Source organism: Curvibacter sp. T50 (assembly GCF_057219955.1).
Genome location: NZ_JBXVVU010000001.1, coordinates 470,070 through 484,750 on the forward strand (window position 1 = coordinate 470,070; position 14,681 = coordinate 484,750).

Annotated in this window: 16 protein-coding genes and 1 pseudogene; 9 read left to right on the forward strand and 8 right to left on the reverse strand. The window is 62.6% G+C overall.

Annotated elements, in window-relative coordinates; all coding sequences use genetic code 11:
* Positions 1 to 4: 4 nt before the first annotated feature.
* The 4 genes from AC2EBU_RS02200 to AC2EBU_RS02215 are packed head-to-tail and all read right to left on the reverse strand — an operon-like array spanning position 5 to position 2,355.
* On the reverse strand, positions 5 to 211 hold the full coding sequence (locus AC2EBU_RS02200; protein WP_484608748.1) for a Trm112 family protein: 207 nt from the start codon (positions 209 to 211) through the stop codon (positions 5 to 7).
* A complete protein-coding gene (lpxK, locus tag AC2EBU_RS02205; RefSeq protein WP_484608749.1) occupies positions 192 to 1,253 on the reverse strand; it encodes a tetraacyldisaccharide 4'-kinase in 1,062 nt (353 codons plus the stop codon). The genes AC2EBU_RS02200 and lpxK overlap by 20 nt, the downstream gene beginning before the upstream one ends.
* A 7-nt stretch (positions 1,254 to 1,260) precedes the next feature.
* Positions 1,261 to 1,683: an ExbD/TolR family protein gene (locus tag AC2EBU_RS02210; protein WP_484610096.1), complete on the reverse strand. Its 423-nt coding sequence runs from the start codon at positions 1,681 to 1,683 to the stop codon at positions 1,261 to 1,263.
* A 39-nt stretch (positions 1,684 to 1,722) separates the two neighbouring features.
* Positions 1,723 to 2,355: a MotA/TolQ/ExbB proton channel family protein gene (locus AC2EBU_RS02215; RefSeq protein WP_484608750.1), complete on the reverse strand. Its 633-nt coding sequence runs from the start codon at positions 2,353 to 2,355 to the stop codon at positions 1,723 to 1,725.
* A gap of 120 nt (positions 2,356 to 2,475) precedes the next feature.
* Between AC2EBU_RS02215 and xseA the strand changes: the two genes are divergently transcribed.
* Both xseA and AC2EBU_RS02225 read left to right on the forward strand, forming a co-directional pair.
* A complete protein-coding gene (gene xseA / locus AC2EBU_RS02220) occupies positions 2,476 to 3,783 on the forward strand; it encodes an exodeoxyribonuclease VII large subunit (RefSeq protein ID WP_484608751.1) in 1,308 nt (435 codons plus the stop codon).
* A 68-nt stretch (positions 3,784 to 3,851) separates the two neighbouring features.
* Positions 3,852 to 4,433 carry a Fe-Mn family superoxide dismutase gene (locus AC2EBU_RS02225; RefSeq protein ID WP_484608752.1) on the forward strand — a complete coding sequence of 194 codons (582 nt, stop codon included), beginning with the start codon at positions 3,852 to 3,854 and terminating at the stop codon, positions 4,431 to 4,433.
* A gap of 118 nt (positions 4,434 to 4,551) precedes the next feature.
* Here AC2EBU_RS02225 and AC2EBU_RS02230 read toward each other — a convergent pair whose 3' ends face one another.
* Together AC2EBU_RS02230 and AC2EBU_RS02235 are read right to left on the reverse strand one after the other, a co-directional pair.
* Complete coding sequence (locus AC2EBU_RS02230) at positions 4,552 to 5,016, reverse strand: DUF192 domain-containing protein (RefSeq protein WP_484608753.1); 465 nt, start codon at positions 5,014 to 5,016, stop codon at positions 4,552 to 4,554.
* Between the two features lie 99 nt (positions 5,017 to 5,115).
* A complete protein-coding gene (locus AC2EBU_RS02235; protein WP_484610097.1) occupies positions 5,116 to 5,328 on the reverse strand; it encodes a hypothetical protein in 213 nt (70 codons plus the stop codon).
* 183 nt (positions 5,329 to 5,511) lie between these two features.
* Between AC2EBU_RS02235 and icd the strand changes: the two genes are divergently transcribed.
* Positions 5,512 to 6,765, forward strand: a complete 1,254-nt coding sequence (gene icd / locus AC2EBU_RS02240; RefSeq protein WP_484608754.1) for an NADP-dependent isocitrate dehydrogenase — start codon at positions 5,512 to 5,514, stop codon at positions 6,763 to 6,765.
* Positions 6,766 to 6,832: 67 nt separating this feature from the next.
* On the opposite strand, the gene AC2EBU_RS02245 is transcribed toward icd, so the two are convergent.
* Positions 6,833 to 7,090 carry a cold-shock protein gene (locus AC2EBU_RS02245; protein WP_484608755.1) on the reverse strand — a complete coding sequence of 86 codons (258 nt, stop codon included), beginning with the start codon at positions 7,088 to 7,090 and terminating at the stop codon, positions 6,833 to 6,835.
* Between the two features lie 138 nt (positions 7,091 to 7,228).
* On the opposite strand from AC2EBU_RS02245, the gene clpS reads away from it, so the two are divergent.
* From clpS to AC2EBU_RS02270, 5 genes are all read left to right on the forward strand, one after another.
* Positions 7,229 to 7,597: an ATP-dependent Clp protease adapter ClpS gene (clpS, locus tag AC2EBU_RS02250; RefSeq protein WP_484608756.1), complete on the forward strand. Its 369-nt coding sequence runs from the start codon at positions 7,229 to 7,231 to the stop codon at positions 7,595 to 7,597.
* A 52-nt stretch (positions 7,598 to 7,649) separates the two neighbouring features.
* Positions 7,650 to 9,989: an ATP-dependent Clp protease ATP-binding subunit ClpA gene (clpA, locus tag AC2EBU_RS02255; protein ID WP_484608757.1), complete on the forward strand. Its 2,340-nt coding sequence runs from the start codon at positions 7,650 to 7,652 to the stop codon at positions 9,987 to 9,989.
* 190 nt (positions 9,990 to 10,179) lie between these two features.
* Positions 10,180 to 11,682 carry an exodeoxyribonuclease I gene (sbcB, locus tag AC2EBU_RS02260; protein WP_484608758.1) on the forward strand — a complete coding sequence of 501 codons (1,503 nt, stop codon included), beginning with the start codon at positions 10,180 to 10,182 and terminating at the stop codon, positions 11,680 to 11,682.
* Between the two features lie 87 nt (positions 11,683 to 11,769).
* Positions 11,770 to 12,045, forward strand: a complete 276-nt coding sequence (locus AC2EBU_RS02265) for a BrnT family toxin (protein ID WP_484608759.1) — start codon at positions 11,770 to 11,772, stop codon at positions 12,043 to 12,045.
* Positions 12,002 to 12,289, forward strand: coding sequence for a BrnA antitoxin family protein (locus tag AC2EBU_RS02270; RefSeq protein WP_484608760.1), 288 nt, complete (start codon positions 12,002 to 12,004; stop codon positions 12,287 to 12,289). The genes AC2EBU_RS02265 and AC2EBU_RS02270 overlap by 44 nt, the downstream gene beginning before the upstream one ends.
* A gap of 156 nt (positions 12,290 to 12,445) precedes the next feature.
* On the opposite strand, the pseudogene AC2EBU_RS02275 reads toward AC2EBU_RS02270, so the two are convergent.
* A pseudogene (locus AC2EBU_RS02275) lies at positions 12,446 to 13,482 on the reverse strand (integron integrase).
* Between the two features lie 531 nt (positions 13,483 to 14,013).
* Between AC2EBU_RS02275 and AC2EBU_RS02280 the strand changes: the two are divergent.
* A complete protein-coding gene (locus AC2EBU_RS02280) occupies positions 14,014 to 14,583 on the forward strand; it encodes a hypothetical protein (RefSeq protein WP_484608761.1) in 570 nt (189 codons plus the stop codon).
* The last annotated feature ends 98 nt before the right edge of the window (positions 14,584 to 14,681 follow it).

The following is a 14,681-nucleotide window of genomic DNA, read 5'->3' on the forward strand; positions in this document are numbered from 1 at the left end:
TCGCTCAGGGTAGCGACGGCCGTGGCGGGAGCGCGGCCAGTTCCTCTTCCGTCACCGTCCGCGCCTCGCCTTCCAGCATCACCGGTATGCCATCCCGGATCGGATAGGCCAGTCGGGCGCTGCGTGAAATCAGCTCCTGGCGGGTCAGGTCGTAATCCAACGGGCCTTTGGTGATCGGGCAAACCAGCAGCTCAAGCAGTCGAGTGTCCATGGCCCAATGATACCGGCCGCTCGCCCCGGTTGAGATCCAGCGCGCTGTCAAACGTTTCCAGAAAACCTGGTTCCAGATGCAAATTCAGCCGTGCTGCCCATACCTCCGGATGATGAGCCCAGATTTTGGTCGCGTCCTTTTCGGTACAAATCCAGTCGGTGGTTCCCTGCGGCGCGGCGGGGAGTTCCTTCAGGCTGGCATGGTCGGCAAGCGCAATGCATCGCCCTGGTCGCAGCCCCGCCTGTTCCAGCATGGCAAAGAAGGCCTGCGGATTGGCAATTGCGGCCACGGCGCAGGTCTGTCGACCCGCCAGGTCACCCAGCGGCAGACGCGTGCCATCGGCGCGGAGCAATTCGGGGTCGAGGGTGCGATGCATCTGAAAGCTGGCCGGCCCTCTTGGCCCTTGGCTGCCAGCGTGCAGAAACAGCCGCGGCACAGTGGTCGTCCAACGTGACGGCCACGGCTCCCGCAGCGGCCCCGCTGGCAACAGCAGGCCATTGCCGATGCCGGCGCTTCCGAAAACACACACTTCAAGGTGACGCCCCAAGGCAAGGTCCTGCATCCCGTCATCACAGAGCAGGATCTCGGTTTGGGGAAACTCTGCCAGAAGCGCCTTTGCCGCCTCAGCGCGATCCGGTCCGACCCAAACCGGTACTCCGGTGCGCCGAAAAATCAGCAGAGGTTCGTCGCCGACTTCATCAGCAAGGCTGTCGGCTTCAAGCTTTCGCTGGTCACGGCCACGGCGCCCGTAGCCACGGCTGATCACGCCGACCGCGATGCCGCGCGAGCGCAAGTGCTCAGCCAGTGCGATGACAACCGGGGTCTTGCCGCCGCCGCCGACGACCACGTTTCCGACCACCACCACCGTGACTGGCAGGCGTGTCGTTTTCAGTACGCCACAGCGATACAGTGACTGCCTCAGCGCAACCAGCGCGCCAAAAACCATCGAGACCGGGCGCAGCAGGGCGCTCGCGATTCCGCGGCGCTGCCAGACCGACAGCAGACGAATCTGCCACTGCGGACGGGCGTCTGACGCCTCCATGCGAAGGTCAGCGCGCAGCGGCTTGCCCCGCCGTCTGGGTCGCAAAAGTCAGCTGGGACAGGCCCGCGCGTCGCGATGCCTCCATCACGGTGATGACCGACTGGTGCGTAGCGGCGGCGTCCGCGCTGATGATGACGACCGTGTCTTTCGCCGCATAAGGGGCCATCTGTGCGGCCAACTCGGCGGCGCTACTGCCTGTCGTCGGCTTTCTGTTGATGCTCACCCGTCCGTCAGCCGAAACCGCCACGATGATTTCTTTCGGGTAGTCCCGCTGGGCCTGGGTGTCAGCGACGGGGAGTCGCAACTGCATCTCGGTAAATTTGCTGTACGTTGTCGACAGCATCAGAAAAATCAGTACGACAAGCAGGACGTCGATGAACGGAATCAGGTTGATTTCCGGTTCGTCGCGCGAAGTTCCTCGAAAGTTCAGCTTTCTCATCGGGTCGCCTCAGGCACTTGGGAGGCCGGCTCAGCGCCGAATCTCGGCCAGATGGCGGGCAAACCGTTCGCCGGAAAGCTCCAGGGTCAACAGGTAACCGTCCACTCGGGCCCGGAAATAGCGCCAGAAAATCAGCGCCGGGATCGCGACAATCAGTCCGAAAGCAGTGTTGTACAACGCGACCGAAATGCCATGAGCGAGCTGCGCCGGATTTCCGCCGGGTGCCCCCCCGCCGGTCGGCGCCTGCGAGCCAAAAATTTCGATCATGCCGATCACGGTGCCCAGCAGTCCCAGCAACGGGGCGGCCGACGCAATCGTCGCCAGTGCGCTCAGGTAGCGCTCCAGCGAATGCGCAGCCTTTCGACCGGCGGCCTCCAGGGCTGCGCGAATGTCTTCGTCAGAACTGGTCGGATCGCGCACCAGAGTCCGGATGCCTGCGGCAAGCACTTCACCCAGCGCCGAGTTTTGCGCCAACTGGTTGACGACTTCGGTCGACGGCAGTCCCTGGCGTGACACGGCAATGGCCTCGTCCAGAAGATTCGGTGGCGCCACCCGGGTGGTCTTGAGGCTGACCAGCCGCTCGGCGATCAATGCCAGGGCCACGACAGAGCAGGCAATCAGGGGCCAGATCGGCCAGCCGGCGGCTTGTATGATCGAAAGCAAGAATATGTCTCCGCGTCAGGATCGAAAAGTTCTGCAGTCCAGAACCTGCGGGTCGATTATGGCGCAGTCAGCCCCGGTGCCCGGCCCGAGTTCCCGGCGCTCTTGCCCTGGTTCCTTTTTATGCTTGCACGCCCCTCGTCTGGTATGGATTCGCCGCTTTGGTCGGTGGGGACACTGTGCCGCGCCATCGGCGAGCAGCTGGATGCACGTTTCAACCCGGTTCGGGTCGCGGGCGAGCTGATGGGCTTCACCCGCGCGGCCAGCGGGCACTGCTATTTCACGCTGCGGGATGCGCAAGGACAACTGCGTTGCGCGATGTTCCGCCGAGCGGCGGATCAGCTGCTTTTCTCTCCGCGTGATGGCGATCGGGTCGAGGTCGCGGGGCGTCTGGGCGTCTATGAGGCCCGTGGCGATCTGCAGCTGGTGGTCGAGCGCATGGACAAGGCCGGGCAGGGCGAGCTGTTGGAGCAATTCCTGCGCCTGAAGGCGGCGCTGGAATCACAAGGCCTGTTCGACCCCGGGCGCAAACGCGCCCTGCCCGCATTGCCGCGCCGGATCGGTGTGGTGGCGTCGGCGGGCTCCGCAGCGTGGCACGACATCATGACGGCGTTGCGCCGGCGGGCTCCCCATGTGCCGGTGGTGCTTTCGCCGGCTTTGGTGCAAGGCGCCGAAGCACCTGCCGATCTGGTCCGTGCATTGACACGCTTGTACGATTTGGCTGCGCTGTCGCATTCGAACGAGCCACCTGTTGAGACCATCATCCTGGCTCGGGGCGGGGGCGCGCCGGAAGACCTGTGGGCCTTCAACGACGAAATGCTGGCCCGATGCATTGTGCGCAGCCCGGTACCGCTGGTTTGTGGCGTCGGACACGAAACCGATTTCACCATCGCGGATTTTGTCGCCGATGTGCGCGCGCCGACGCCAACCGCTGCGGCTGAACTCGCCGCCATACCGCGGCAGACCTGGATTGCCGACCTTGCCCAGCGGGAACAGCGCCTGCAAACAGCGGTAGGCCGCTATCTCGACTCTCAGGCACAGCGACTGGACCTCGCCGTCCTTCGCCTGGGACGCCCATCGCTTCACCTGTCGAGGCAGCGGATGCAGCTGGCCCGCCTGGAGCAACGAACCCGGCATGCGGCCCAATTGCGGCTCGATCGGCTGCAGGGCGCCCTGGAGCAGCACGCCCGGCAATGGCCCGGCACCGTGCAACGGGCCGTCGAACGGCAGCAGGGGCGTCTGGAGCGCCTTGATGTGCGCCTGCGGAGTCTGGACCCCCGCCGCACCCTTGAGCAGGGATATGCCTGGCTGTCCGCTGTCGATGGTCAGCCGCTGACCCGGGCGGCCGCGATCGCCCCGGGCCAAGCCGTACGCGCCACCCTTGCCGATGGGATGGTTGAATTGACAGCCGGCGAGCGACGGCAAAGATAAATTCCTACAATCCGCCGCTGAACGCTGCGACCTGTCGCCCACTGCAAACCACAACCCTCGAGGACACCATGGAACATACGCTCCCGCCCCTTCCTTACGATATTGACGCGCTGGCACCGCACTACAGCCGGGAAACCCTGGAGTTTCACCACGGCAAGCACCACAACGCCTATGTGGTCAATCTGAACAATCTGCAAAAAGGTACGGAGTTCGAGAGCAAAACGCTCGAAGAAATCATCAAGACCTCCAGTGGCGGCATCTACAACAACTCGGCCCAGATCTGGAACCACACCTTCTTCTGGAACTGCATGAAACCCGCCGGCGGCGGCGAGCCCGGCGGCGCGCTGGCTGCGGCCATCAACGCCAAATGGGGCAGCTACGCCGCTTTCCGCGAAGCGTTCGTCAAGTCGGCCGTCGGCAACTTCGGCTCCGGCTGGACCTGGCTGGTCAAGAAGCCTGATGGCAGCGTCGACATCGTCAACACCGGTGCCGCCGGCACGCCGCTGACCACCGCCGACACCGCTCTGCTGACCGTCGACGTCTGGGAGCATGCCTACTACATCGACTACCGCAATCTGCGGCAGAAGTTCGTCGAAACCTTCCTCGACAAACTGGTCAACTGGGAATTCGCCCAGGCCAACTTCGCCTGAGACCGCTCGTTTGCAAACGAAAAGCCGGCCCGCGGGCCGGCTTTTTCATGAATTTACTGCCTTTTCGGTCACTACCCAGCGAAAAAAGGTGCATTCTAGCTATAAATAATATAGCGAATCAGCGCAGGCTGAACGGCCCGCCAGTGAGTTTTGCGCCCGCTTTGACGCCTTTCTTATCGAACCAGCCCTGATTCATCTCCAGAACAAACCGCACGGGCGCCTTGGAACAATGGCTTTCGGTACTCTGCGGCTTCATGTCCGCGAGATTGACGATCGTCCCGTCGTCCGCAATGAACGCAGCGGTCAGCGGTATCAGGGTGTTTTTCATCCAGAAACACTGAACCCCTGGCTGCTCGAAAACGAACAACATGCCCTCATGCTGCGGCATTTCGCGGCGCCACATCAGGCCGATCTGGCGTTGTTCGGGCGTCTGGGCAACCTGGGCATCGATGCGGTGCATGCCGGCGCCCAGGCTGACCCGTTGCAATTGCATCTGCGGGCTTTCCTGGGCTCGGGCGAAGCCGCCCAAGACCTGAAACGACAACAAAACCAAGGTCAATCCAAGGCGCAGACGCAATCTCATGGGAAGCTCCAGGGGAGAAGTGGGGTTTCGCGACGGGCGATTTCGACGGGCCAAGAAAAAATGCCCGCAACAGCGGGCATTTTTACTCAGATCGGCTGATTACTTGGCCGCTTCTTTCTTGGCCTTTTTGGCTTTTTTGGCCTTCTTGGCCTTCTTTTCAGCGGCGGCAGCCGGTTTGGCTTCGGCGGCCGGGGCAGCAGCCGGGGCGGCAGCGGCAGGCTTGGCAGCCGGGGCGGCAGCCGGGGCGGCAGCCTGTGCAAATGCGCCGACGGCGAAGAATCCGGCAACCAGGGCGGCAAGCAGCTTGTTCATGTGAAAAATCCTCAAAATGTTGGAAAGTGTGCCGGGCGGTTTCGCTCCGGTGAGTGTGTAACGAAACTTCACACTTTTGGTTGACAGGCAGCGGCCGCCATTTTTGCCAGTGCTGCCCATAGAATCACAAAACCCAAGCCAGTCGCCTGTTGAGGCCTGATGGCTTTTTTTCGGAGACGTTCCATGTATCAGCACATCACTGTTCCCGCGCAAGGCCAGAAAATCACCGTCAATGCGGACATGTCGCTCAATGTCCCTGACGAACCGATCATCCCGTTCATCGAAGGCGACGGCACCGGTGTGGATATCACGCCGGTGATGATCAAGGTAGTCGATGCCGCGGTTGCCAAAGCCTATGGTGGCAAGCGCAAGATTCACTGGATGGAGGTCTACGCGGGCGAGAAGTCGACGCGCGTCTATGGCCCGGATGTCTGGTTGCCCGAAGAAACGCTGGCGGTCCTCAAGGAGTACGTGGTCTCCATCAAGGGGCCGCTGACGACTCCGGTGGGCGGCGGCATCCGGTCGTTGAACGTCGCCTTGCGCCAGGAACTGGACCTGTATGTCTGCCTGCGGCCGGTGCAGTATTTCCGCGGGGTTCCCAGTCCCCTGAAAGAGCCCGAAAAGACCAACATGGTCATCTTCCGGGAAAACTCGGAAGACATCTACGCCGGCATCGAATACGAAGCAGAGTCCGACAAAGCCAAGAAACTCATCCGTTTCCTCACCGAGGAGATGGGCGTGACCAAGATTCGCTTCCCGGCCACGTCCGGCATCGGCGTCAAGCCGGTGTCGCGCGAAGGAACCGAACGGCTGGTGCGCAAGGCGCTTCAGTATGCCGTCGACAACAACCGGCCCAATGTGACCATAGTCCACAAGGGCAACATCATGAAATACACCGAAGGCGGCTTCCGGGATTGGGCCTATGCGCTGGCGCAGCGTGAATTTGGCGCCGAACTGATCGACGGCGGACCGTGGTGCAAGTTCCGCAATCCCAAGACCGGCAAGGACATCATCGTCAAGGACAGTATTGCCGACGCATTCCTGCAGCAGATTCTTTTGCGGCCGGCGGAGTACAGCGTGATCGCCACACTCAACCTCAATGGCGACTACATCTCCGACGCATTGGCCGCGCAGGTCGGCGGCATCGGCATCGCACCGGGAGCCAACCTGTCCGATTCCGTGGCTTGTTTCGAGGCGACCCACGGCACCGCGCCCAAATATGCGGGCAAGGACTACGTCAATCCGGGCTCGGAGATCCTCTCGGCGGAGATGATGCTGCGTCACATGGGCTGGACCGAAGCGGCCGACCGCATCATCAACAGCATGGAGCAGTCCATCCTCTCCAAGAAGGTGACCTACGACTTCGCACGCCTGATGGACGGGGCCGTGCAGGTCAGCTGCTCGGGCTTCGGCAAAGTCATGATCGAAAACATGTAGCCGGTGATTCGACCCGGGGCCGCCTGAGCGCAAAGCGCAGCGCAGGCCCCCACCGCAGGAGAGTCACTCAGGCCGCGGAGGAGGGCTCGCCGGCGGGGGGCGCCTGGGCACCCGTATCGGAGGATCCCGCCTGGATGTTCAGTGCCATGCGGCCCTTGGGGCCTTCGCCCAGCTCGAAATGGACCCGTTCGCCTTCCTTGAGGGTCTTGAAGCCCTCCATGGCGATCGCGGAGAAATGGGCGAACGCATCCGGGCCACCTCCGTCGGGTTCAATGAAACCGAAGCCTTTGGCATCGTTGAACCACTTGACCGTACCGCTTGCCATAACGCTGTCTCCTGCTTGTTCTGGTCGCCATCGATGATTTGCCGATTGCGCGGAAAGTTTGCGGGAATCCCCCTTGATTTGTCAACGGGCATAGGCCTGTCAGCGCAGGGGCAGGCGTGGCTCGATAGAATGAAAACCATGGCCAGCCAGAAACCGCGAAACCCGACTGCGCCGCGCGAGCGCAACCGTCCCGCGCGGGGAGATGACAGTGGCGTCGTCGTGATGGAACGGCGCCCCCAGCGCGTCAAACCACCACGCCTGTACCAGGTCCTGATGCTCAACGACGACTTCACCCCCATGGAGTTCGTGGTGGTGGTGATTCAGGAGTTCTTTGGCAAAGACCGCGAAACCGCGACGCAGATCATGCTCAAGATCCATCTCGACGGCAAAGGTGTCTGCGGGGTGTACTCCCGCGATGTGGCGCAGTCGAAAGTCGAGCAAGTGCTGGATGCCGCGCGGCAAGCCGGTCACCCGCTACAGTGTGTATGCGAACCGGTGGATGGTTGAAACGCCAGCCATTCGCCCCATATGGTTTTTTTAGCAAGGCAAAGGAAAGCCCATGATTGCCCAGGAATTGGAAGTCAGCCTCCACATGGCGTTTGTGGAGGCCCGACAGCAGCGCCACGAGTTCATCACCGTGGAGCATCTGCTGCTCGCCTTGCTCGACAACCCCAGCGCTGCCGAGGTGCTGCGGGCCTGTTCAGCCAACATTGAAGATCTGCGCAAATCGCTCAGCACCTTCATTGCCGACAACACCCCCCAGGTCGCCGGCACGGAGGAAGTCGACACCCAGCCCACGCTGGGTTTCCAGCGCGTCATCCAGCGCGCCATCATGCATGTGCAAAGCACCGGCAACGGCAAAAAGGAAGTCACCGGGGCCAACGTGCTGGTGGCCATCTTCGGCGAGAAAGATTCCCACGCCGTCTACTACCTGCACCAGCAGGGCGTGACCCGGCTGGACGTGGTCAACTTCATCGCCCACGGCATTCGCAAGAGCGATGGCGGCGACGCCGCCAAGGGCCCGGAGGCGGCGCCGCCCGCCTCGGAGTCCGAAGAAGGCTCCGGCTCCGAGCGCAACGAAAAGGCGTCGCCCCTGGAGCAATACACCCAAAACCTCAACCAGGCCGCCAAAGACGGCAAGATCGACCCGCTGATCGGCCGCGAGTACGAGGTCGAGCGCGTCATCCAGATCCTGTGCCGCCGCCGCAAGAACAACCCGCTGCTGGTCGGCGAAGCCGGCGTGGGCAAGACGGCCATTGCCGAGGGCCTGGCCTGGCGCATCACCCAGGGCGACGTTCCTGAGATCCTGGCCGAGTCCAATGTGTATTCGCTGGACATGGGCGCTCTGCTGGCGGGCACCAAATACCGCGGCGATTTCGAACAGCGCCTCAAGGGGGTGCTCAAGAGCCTCAAGGACAAGCCCAACGCGATTTTGTTCATCGACGAAATCCACACGCTGATCGGCGCGGGCGCGGCCTCGGGCGGCACGCTGGACGCGTCCAACCTGCTCAAGCCGGCGCTCAGCTCCGGCGCGATGAAGTGCATCGGCGCCACCACCTTCACCGAATACCGCGGCATCTTCGAAAAAGACGCCGCGCTGTCGCGCCGCTTCCAGAAGGTGGACGTGGTCGAGCCCACGGTGCCCGAAACGGTGGAAATCCTCAAAGGCCTCAAGAGCCGCTTTGAAGAGCACCACAACGTCAAGTACGCCAGTGCCGCGCTGCAGGCCGCCGCCGAGCTGTCGGCCAAGTACATCAACGACCGCCACCTGCCCGACAAGGCCATCGACGTCATCGACGAGGCGGGCGCCGCGCAGCGCATCCTGGTGGCCTCCAAGCGCAAAAAGACCATCGGCAAGCACGAAATCGAAGAAATCGTCGCCAAGATCGCCCGCATTCCGCCGGCCAACGTCTCCAACGATGACCGCAGCAAGCTGCAAACCCTGGAGCGCGACCTCAAGAGCGTGGTGTTCGGCCAGGACAAAGCCCTGGAAGTGCTGGCCAGTGCCGTCAAGATGTCCCGCTCCGGCCTGGGCAAAGGCGACAAGCCCATTGGCTCCTTCCTGTTCAGCGGCCCCACCGGCGTTGGCAAGACCGAAGCGGCCAAACAGCTGGCCTACATCATGGGCATCGAGCTGATCCGCTTTGACATGTCCGAATACATGGAGCGCCACGCCGTCAGCCGCCTGATCGGCGCGCCACCCGGCTATGTGGGCTTTGACCAGGGCGGCCTGCTGACCGAGGCCATCACCAAAAAGCCGCATGCCGTGCTGCTGCTGGACGAAATCGAAAAGGCCCACCCGGACATCTTCAACGTGCTGCTGCAGGTCATGGACCACGGCACGCTGACCGACAACAACGGCCGCAAGGCGGATTTCCGCAACGTCATCATCATCATGACGACCAACGCCGGCGCCGAAACCATGAACAAGGCCACCATCGGCTTCACCAATCCGCGGGTCGCCGGTGACGAAATGGCCGACATCAAGCGCCTGTTCACCCCCGAGTTCCGCAACCGGCTCGACGCCACGGTCAGCTTCAAGGCGCTGGACGAAGTGGTCATCCTGCGCGTGGTGGACAAATTCCTGCTGCAGCTGGAGACCCAGCTGGCGGAGAAGAAGGTCGAAGTCACCTTCACCGACAAGCTGCGCAAGTTCCTCGCCAAGAAAGGCTTCGACCCGCTCATGGGCGCGCGCCCCATGCAGCGCCTGATCCAGGACACCATCCGCAAGGCGCTGGCCGACGAACTGCTGTTCGGCCGCCTCACGGAAGGCGGGCGGCTATTGGTGGACCTGGACGAAAAGGACGAGGTGCTGCTGGACATCGAACCCCTGCCCAAGAAAGAAGGCAAAGGCACCCGCCAGGAGCCGGCCGAGCCCGAGCAGGCCACGGCGGGCTGAGACCCCACGCTCCCACCCCTGAAAAACGCCGGCCCTGTGCTGGCGCTTTTTTTCGCTTCCCGGTGTGCCTTTTCCGTTTCCCTTCTATATAAAAACAATAGCGAATAATGACCATTTCACGCTGGGTATGGGCCAAAAATTGCCCGAAAATCTGCCCGCGGCCTGTGGTGGGCCTGCTATCCTGCCGCCCATGAGCCTCTCCACCCCTGCGGCTGCCACCGCGCCGCTGCCCGCCACCCACACCTTTGTCTGGCACGACTACGAAACCTTCGGTGCCGACCCCCGGCGCGACCGGCCAGCGCAGTTTGCGGCCATCCGCACCGATGCCGGGCTGCGCGAAATCGGTGAGCCCGTCATGGCCTACTGCCAGCCCGCCACCGACTACCTGCCCGACCCCGACGCCTGCCTGATCACCGGCATCACCCCGCAGGAATGCCTGGCCAAGGGCGAGCCCGAGGCCACGTTTGCCACCCGCATCGAGCGCCTGCTGGCCGAGCCCGGCACCATCGGTGTGGGCTACAACACCATCCGGTTTGACGACGAATTCACCCGCCACCTGTTCTGGCGCAACCTGATCGACCCCTACGCCCGCGAGTGGCAAAACGGCTGCGGCCGCTGGGATTTGCTCGATGTGGTGCGCGCCACCTGGGCGCTGCGCCCCGAAGGCATCACCTGGCCCGAGCGGCCCGATGGCAGCGGCCCCAGCTTCAGGCTGGAGCACCTCACCGCCGCCAACGGCCTGGCGCACGAGGCCGCGCACGACGCGCTGTCGGACGTGCGCGCCACCGTGGCGCTGGCCCGGCTGATCCGCGACCGACAGCCCAAACTGTTCGACTTCTGCTTTGCCCTGCACCGCAAAGACCGCGTGGCGCAGGAGCTGGGCCTGCCCTGCGCGCCGGCACACGCGCGGCCGTTTGTGCACATCTCGGGAATGTTCCCCACCGAGCGCGGCTGCATCGCCATCATGTGGCCGCTGGCCAGCCACCCCACCAACAAGAACGAACTGATCGCCTGGGACCTGGCGCACGACCCCGGCGAACTCGCCAGCCTGGACGTGGCCACGCTGCGCCAGCGCCTGTTCACCCGCAGCGCCGACCTGCCCGAGGGCGTGGCCCGCCTGCCGGTGAAAACCATCCACCTGAACAAATCACCCGTCGTCATCGGCAACCTGAAGGTGCTGACGCCGGCGGTGCGGCAGCGCTGGGCCATCGACATCGACCGCCAGCTGGCCCACGCCGCGATCGCCCGCGACCTGCCGGACATGAGCGCGATCTGGCCCGAGGTCTTTCGCCGCCCGGCGCCCGAAGGCCCCACCGACGTGGAGCACGACCTGTACGGTGGCTTTGTCGGCAACGCCGACCGCCGCCGCCTGAACCAGCTGCGCACCCTGACCCCGCCCGAACTGGCCCGCGCCCGCACCGGCTTTGACGACCCGCGCCTGGCCGAACTGCTGCTGCGCTGGCGCGCCCGCAACCACCCCGACACCCTGAACGCCGACGAAGCCGCCCACTGGCAAGCCCTGCGCGAAGCCCGCCTGCTGGCGGGCGAGGGCGGCGCCCGCACCCTGGCGCAGCTGCAGGAGCGCCTGGACGCCCTGGCCGAACAGGCGATGGAGCAGGGCGACGAACGCGCCGAAGCCATCCTGGGCGCGCTGGCCGACTGGGCGGAGCACCTGGGCGCGGATGTGGGGTGAGCGGGACGCCTGCGATACGCCGCACGAGTGGAGGTGACGACCTGCCATCCACTGGCGTTGCTCGGTTAATGTATCTACAATAACATTGTGCTGATCACCTGCGACCCCGAAAAGCGCGAGAGGACCTTGGCTGACCGCGGCCTCGACTTTGAAGATGCACGTGTCGTTTTTGAAGGGGTGCATTTCGAAGTCGAAGATACCCGCCAGGACTACGGTGAACGGCGGCTGATCTGTTATGGCTTTTTGGGTGATCGGATGGTGGTTGTCGGATACACACCGCGTGGCGCGGCTCGCCACGTTTTCAGCATGAGGAAAGCCAATGACCGCGAGCAAGCGCGCATCGCCCCCCTCCTTGGGTTCTGATCTCACACGCGTGGCCGCCCACGCCATTCAGCAGGCGGAATACGAAGAACTTCCGGAGCTGACCGACGACATGCTCGTTCGAGGCACGGTCAACAAGGGCGGGCGTCCCCGGTCGCCGAATCCGAAGCGGTTGATCTCGATTCGCCTCACCGAAGATGTCATTCAGCGCTGGCGGTCCACCGGGCCGGGCTGGCAGACACGCATGGCCGAAGCACTGGCCCGCTCCGCGCCGGCCGGCGGCTGAGCATCGCGACCGCCGACCACGCTGAATCCACGCGGGGTGCAGCAAAGGATGGCGCATGTGGGGTGAGCGGGACGCCGGTCTGCCGCCTCCCATTGGTTGCATGCGATGTTTTCAGCCAAAAACGGCCAATACCCATCGTGAAAAGGTCATTGTTTGCTATGAAAACAGGACTGTTTTCGGCACCATCCGGGCTGCAGGCAGGGTGTCGTCGTGGCCCGCCAGCGCATCCAGCGGGCTGGCCGTGCCGCCGGCCGCTACCTTGAGCACATGGGTGCAAATCATGGTGGTGCTGACATCGCTGTGGCCCAGCAGTTCCTGAACGGTGCGGATGTCGGTGCCGGCCTGCAGAAGGTGGGTGGCGAAGGAATGGCGCAGGGTGTGCACCGAGACCGGTTTGGCAATGCCCGCCTGTATCACCGCCTTTTTCAGTTGCCGGTTCAGTCTTTCTTCAAACAAGTGGTGACGGCGCTCAATGCCCGTTTGCGGGTCCACAGACAGCTTGGCCGATGGAAACACCCAAAACCAGGCCCAACTCTCACCCGCTCTGGGGTACTTGCGCTCCAGCGCATGAGGCAGATACACGCCGCCGCGTCCGCTGGCCCGGTCCTGACCCCAAACGGCGCGAACCTGAACCAGCCGTGCCCGCAACCGGGAAACCAGTGCCCTGGGCAGCATCACCACGCGGTCTTTGTCGCCCTTGCCGCTGCGCACAATGATCGCGTGGCGGTCGAAATCCACATCCTTGACCCGTAAACCCAAGGCTTCGCGCAGGCGCAGTCCACTGCCATAGAGCAAGGCCGCCAACAGTGCCTCGGTACCCGCCATGTGGGAAAGCAACGACTGAACCTCCTGCACCGTCAACACCACTGGAATCCGCTTGCGCTCCGGCGGTCGACCAATCTGTTGCATCCAAGGCAACTCGATGCCCAGTACCTGCCGATACAAGAACAACAGTGCATTGAGCGCTTGCCGATGGGTTGCGGGCGAAACCTGCTTCTCGGTCGCCAACATCGTCAAAAGCCCTCGACCTCAGCTTGCCCCATGTCGCGCGGATGCCGAAATCCGCCGACGCTGCGTGCAGCCCACAAAACAAACGCTTTGGCCCAATAGACATAAGCCTTCTCGGTCTGTAGGCTGTAGTGCAGGTAGCGAACCCGTTCGCGCACCTGATCGAGCAGCTTGATATCAAACACTTTTTGGGGGTGCCGTGCGACTTTGTTTAACGACCACGGTTGTGGGTATCCGGTGTTTGGTCAGATAAACCACAAGTTAGGTCTTCCCCAATGAACGCGGTTGGCTTTCCCCAGGTTCTCGCATTTATTGCTAGCGTGTTTGGTCTATTGCTTGTGGGCATATATGCCGCTACGCTGCCGAAGGCCGTGGCAGGTTCGTCCCGTGTATATGCCATGTTTCTGTGTGGTGGTGTATGGGCGTTATTCGTGTCTTTTGCTTGGGGTGCTGCTGGGTACTCTAGTGGCCAATCATTCTTGGCGTCAGCGCTAGCGCCGCTGGAGCTAGTGATTAGGGCATTTCCAATGCTTCTTAAGGCACTGTAGAGTATGTCTTTCTTCTCGACTCGTAAGGTTAGACCTAACCGGTTTGTCGAATGGACCCACAACGGCGGCCAGCGTGGTCGCCATTCTTCAATGCTGAGTGCGCCGTTGCGGCCCATTCACGGCCGACGTTAGGCGTCTGAAAAAACGAGCACTTGCTCCGCCGTCGCAATGAAGAAGCAGATCATCCTAAACGGCGTCATCGTCGGCTCAATTGAGTCAAGTGGGAATGATGAGGCCGACATCCTGGCCATGCGTGAGTATCTAGACCAACATGGCCTGCGAAAAGAGGTCACCCGATACCAAGCCACGTTCAATGCTGCATACTCCTTTGCCAACACGTCAGCCTACCTCTACGAGCGAGACTTGCGGCGGCGCCCTCGAAACGGCGCGAGCGTAGTGCCCTTCATAGTCAATGCCGCGTTTGGCATTGAGCTCTACTTCAAAGCACTGGCCCAAAAGCATGGCATTTCACTCACTGGGCATCGCCTAACCAAACTGAACAAGGCTCTACCAGCCGTTGCTCGATCGGAGATCCAACACGTGATCCCGAAATGTTCCAAAGATCGGGACCTTCCTGGACCACCGGACTTCGATGGCTACGTCCAACAATTGGACAACACATTTGTCGAATGGCGTTACTACTTCGAGAAGGATCGCACCGGCCGCGTTTCAGTCGAGCCAACGATTTTCGTAATGCAAGTCCTTCATGAAGCCTGCCGCAAACAAGCAGACGCCTAACCCCTCGGTCAAGGCGAGCCCCAACAGCTGCGCGTGTAAGGCCCGGAACGGCCATATCATTCATCGTCCGCTCCGGGGCCTTACACGCTCCGCTGTAG

Bases quoted from the DNA above. Each gene is read 5' to 3' on its own strand.
- AC2EBU_RS02200 (WP_484608748.1), bottom strand. From the start codon at position 211: ATGGACACTCGACTGCTTGAGCTGCTGGTTTGCCCGATCACCAAAGGC.
- lpxK (WP_484608749.1), bottom strand. From the start codon at position 1,253: ATGGAGGCGTCAGACGCCCGTCCGCAGTGGCAGATTCGTCTGCTGTCG.
- xseA (WP_484608751.1), top strand. From the start codon at position 2,476: ATGCTTGCACGCCCCTCGTCTGGTATGGATTCGCCGCTTTGGTCGGTG.
- AC2EBU_RS02225 (WP_484608752.1), top strand. From the start codon at position 3,852: ATGGAACATACGCTCCCGCCCCTTCCTTACGATATTGACGCGCTGGCA.
- AC2EBU_RS02230 (WP_484608753.1), bottom strand. From the start codon at position 5,016: ATGAGATTGCGTCTGCGCCTTGGATTGACCTTGGTTTTGTTGTCGTTT.
- AC2EBU_RS02235 (WP_484610097.1), bottom strand. From the start codon at position 5,328: ATGAACAAGCTGCTTGCCGCCCTGGTTGCCGGATTCTTCGCCGTCGGC.
- icd (WP_484608754.1), top strand. From the start codon at position 5,512: ATGTATCAGCACATCACTGTTCCCGCGCAAGGCCAGAAAATCACCGTC.
- AC2EBU_RS02245 (WP_484608755.1), bottom strand. From the start codon at position 7,090: ATGGCAAGCGGTACGGTCAAGTGGTTCAACGATGCCAAAGGCTTCGGT.
- clpS (WP_484608756.1), top strand. From the start codon at position 7,229: ATGGCCAGCCAGAAACCGCGAAACCCGACTGCGCCGCGCGAGCGCAAC.
- clpA (WP_484608757.1), top strand. From the start codon at position 7,650: ATGATTGCCCAGGAATTGGAAGTCAGCCTCCACATGGCGTTTGTGGAG.
- sbcB (WP_484608758.1), top strand. From the start codon at position 10,180: ATGAGCCTCTCCACCCCTGCGGCTGCCACCGCGCCGCTGCCCGCCACC.
- AC2EBU_RS02270 (WP_484608760.1), top strand. From the start codon at position 12,002: ATGACCGCGAGCAAGCGCGCATCGCCCCCCTCCTTGGGTTCTGATCTC.
- AC2EBU_RS02280 (WP_484608761.1), top strand. From the start codon at position 14,014: ATGAAGAAGCAGATCATCCTAAACGGCGTCATCGTCGGCTCAATTGAG.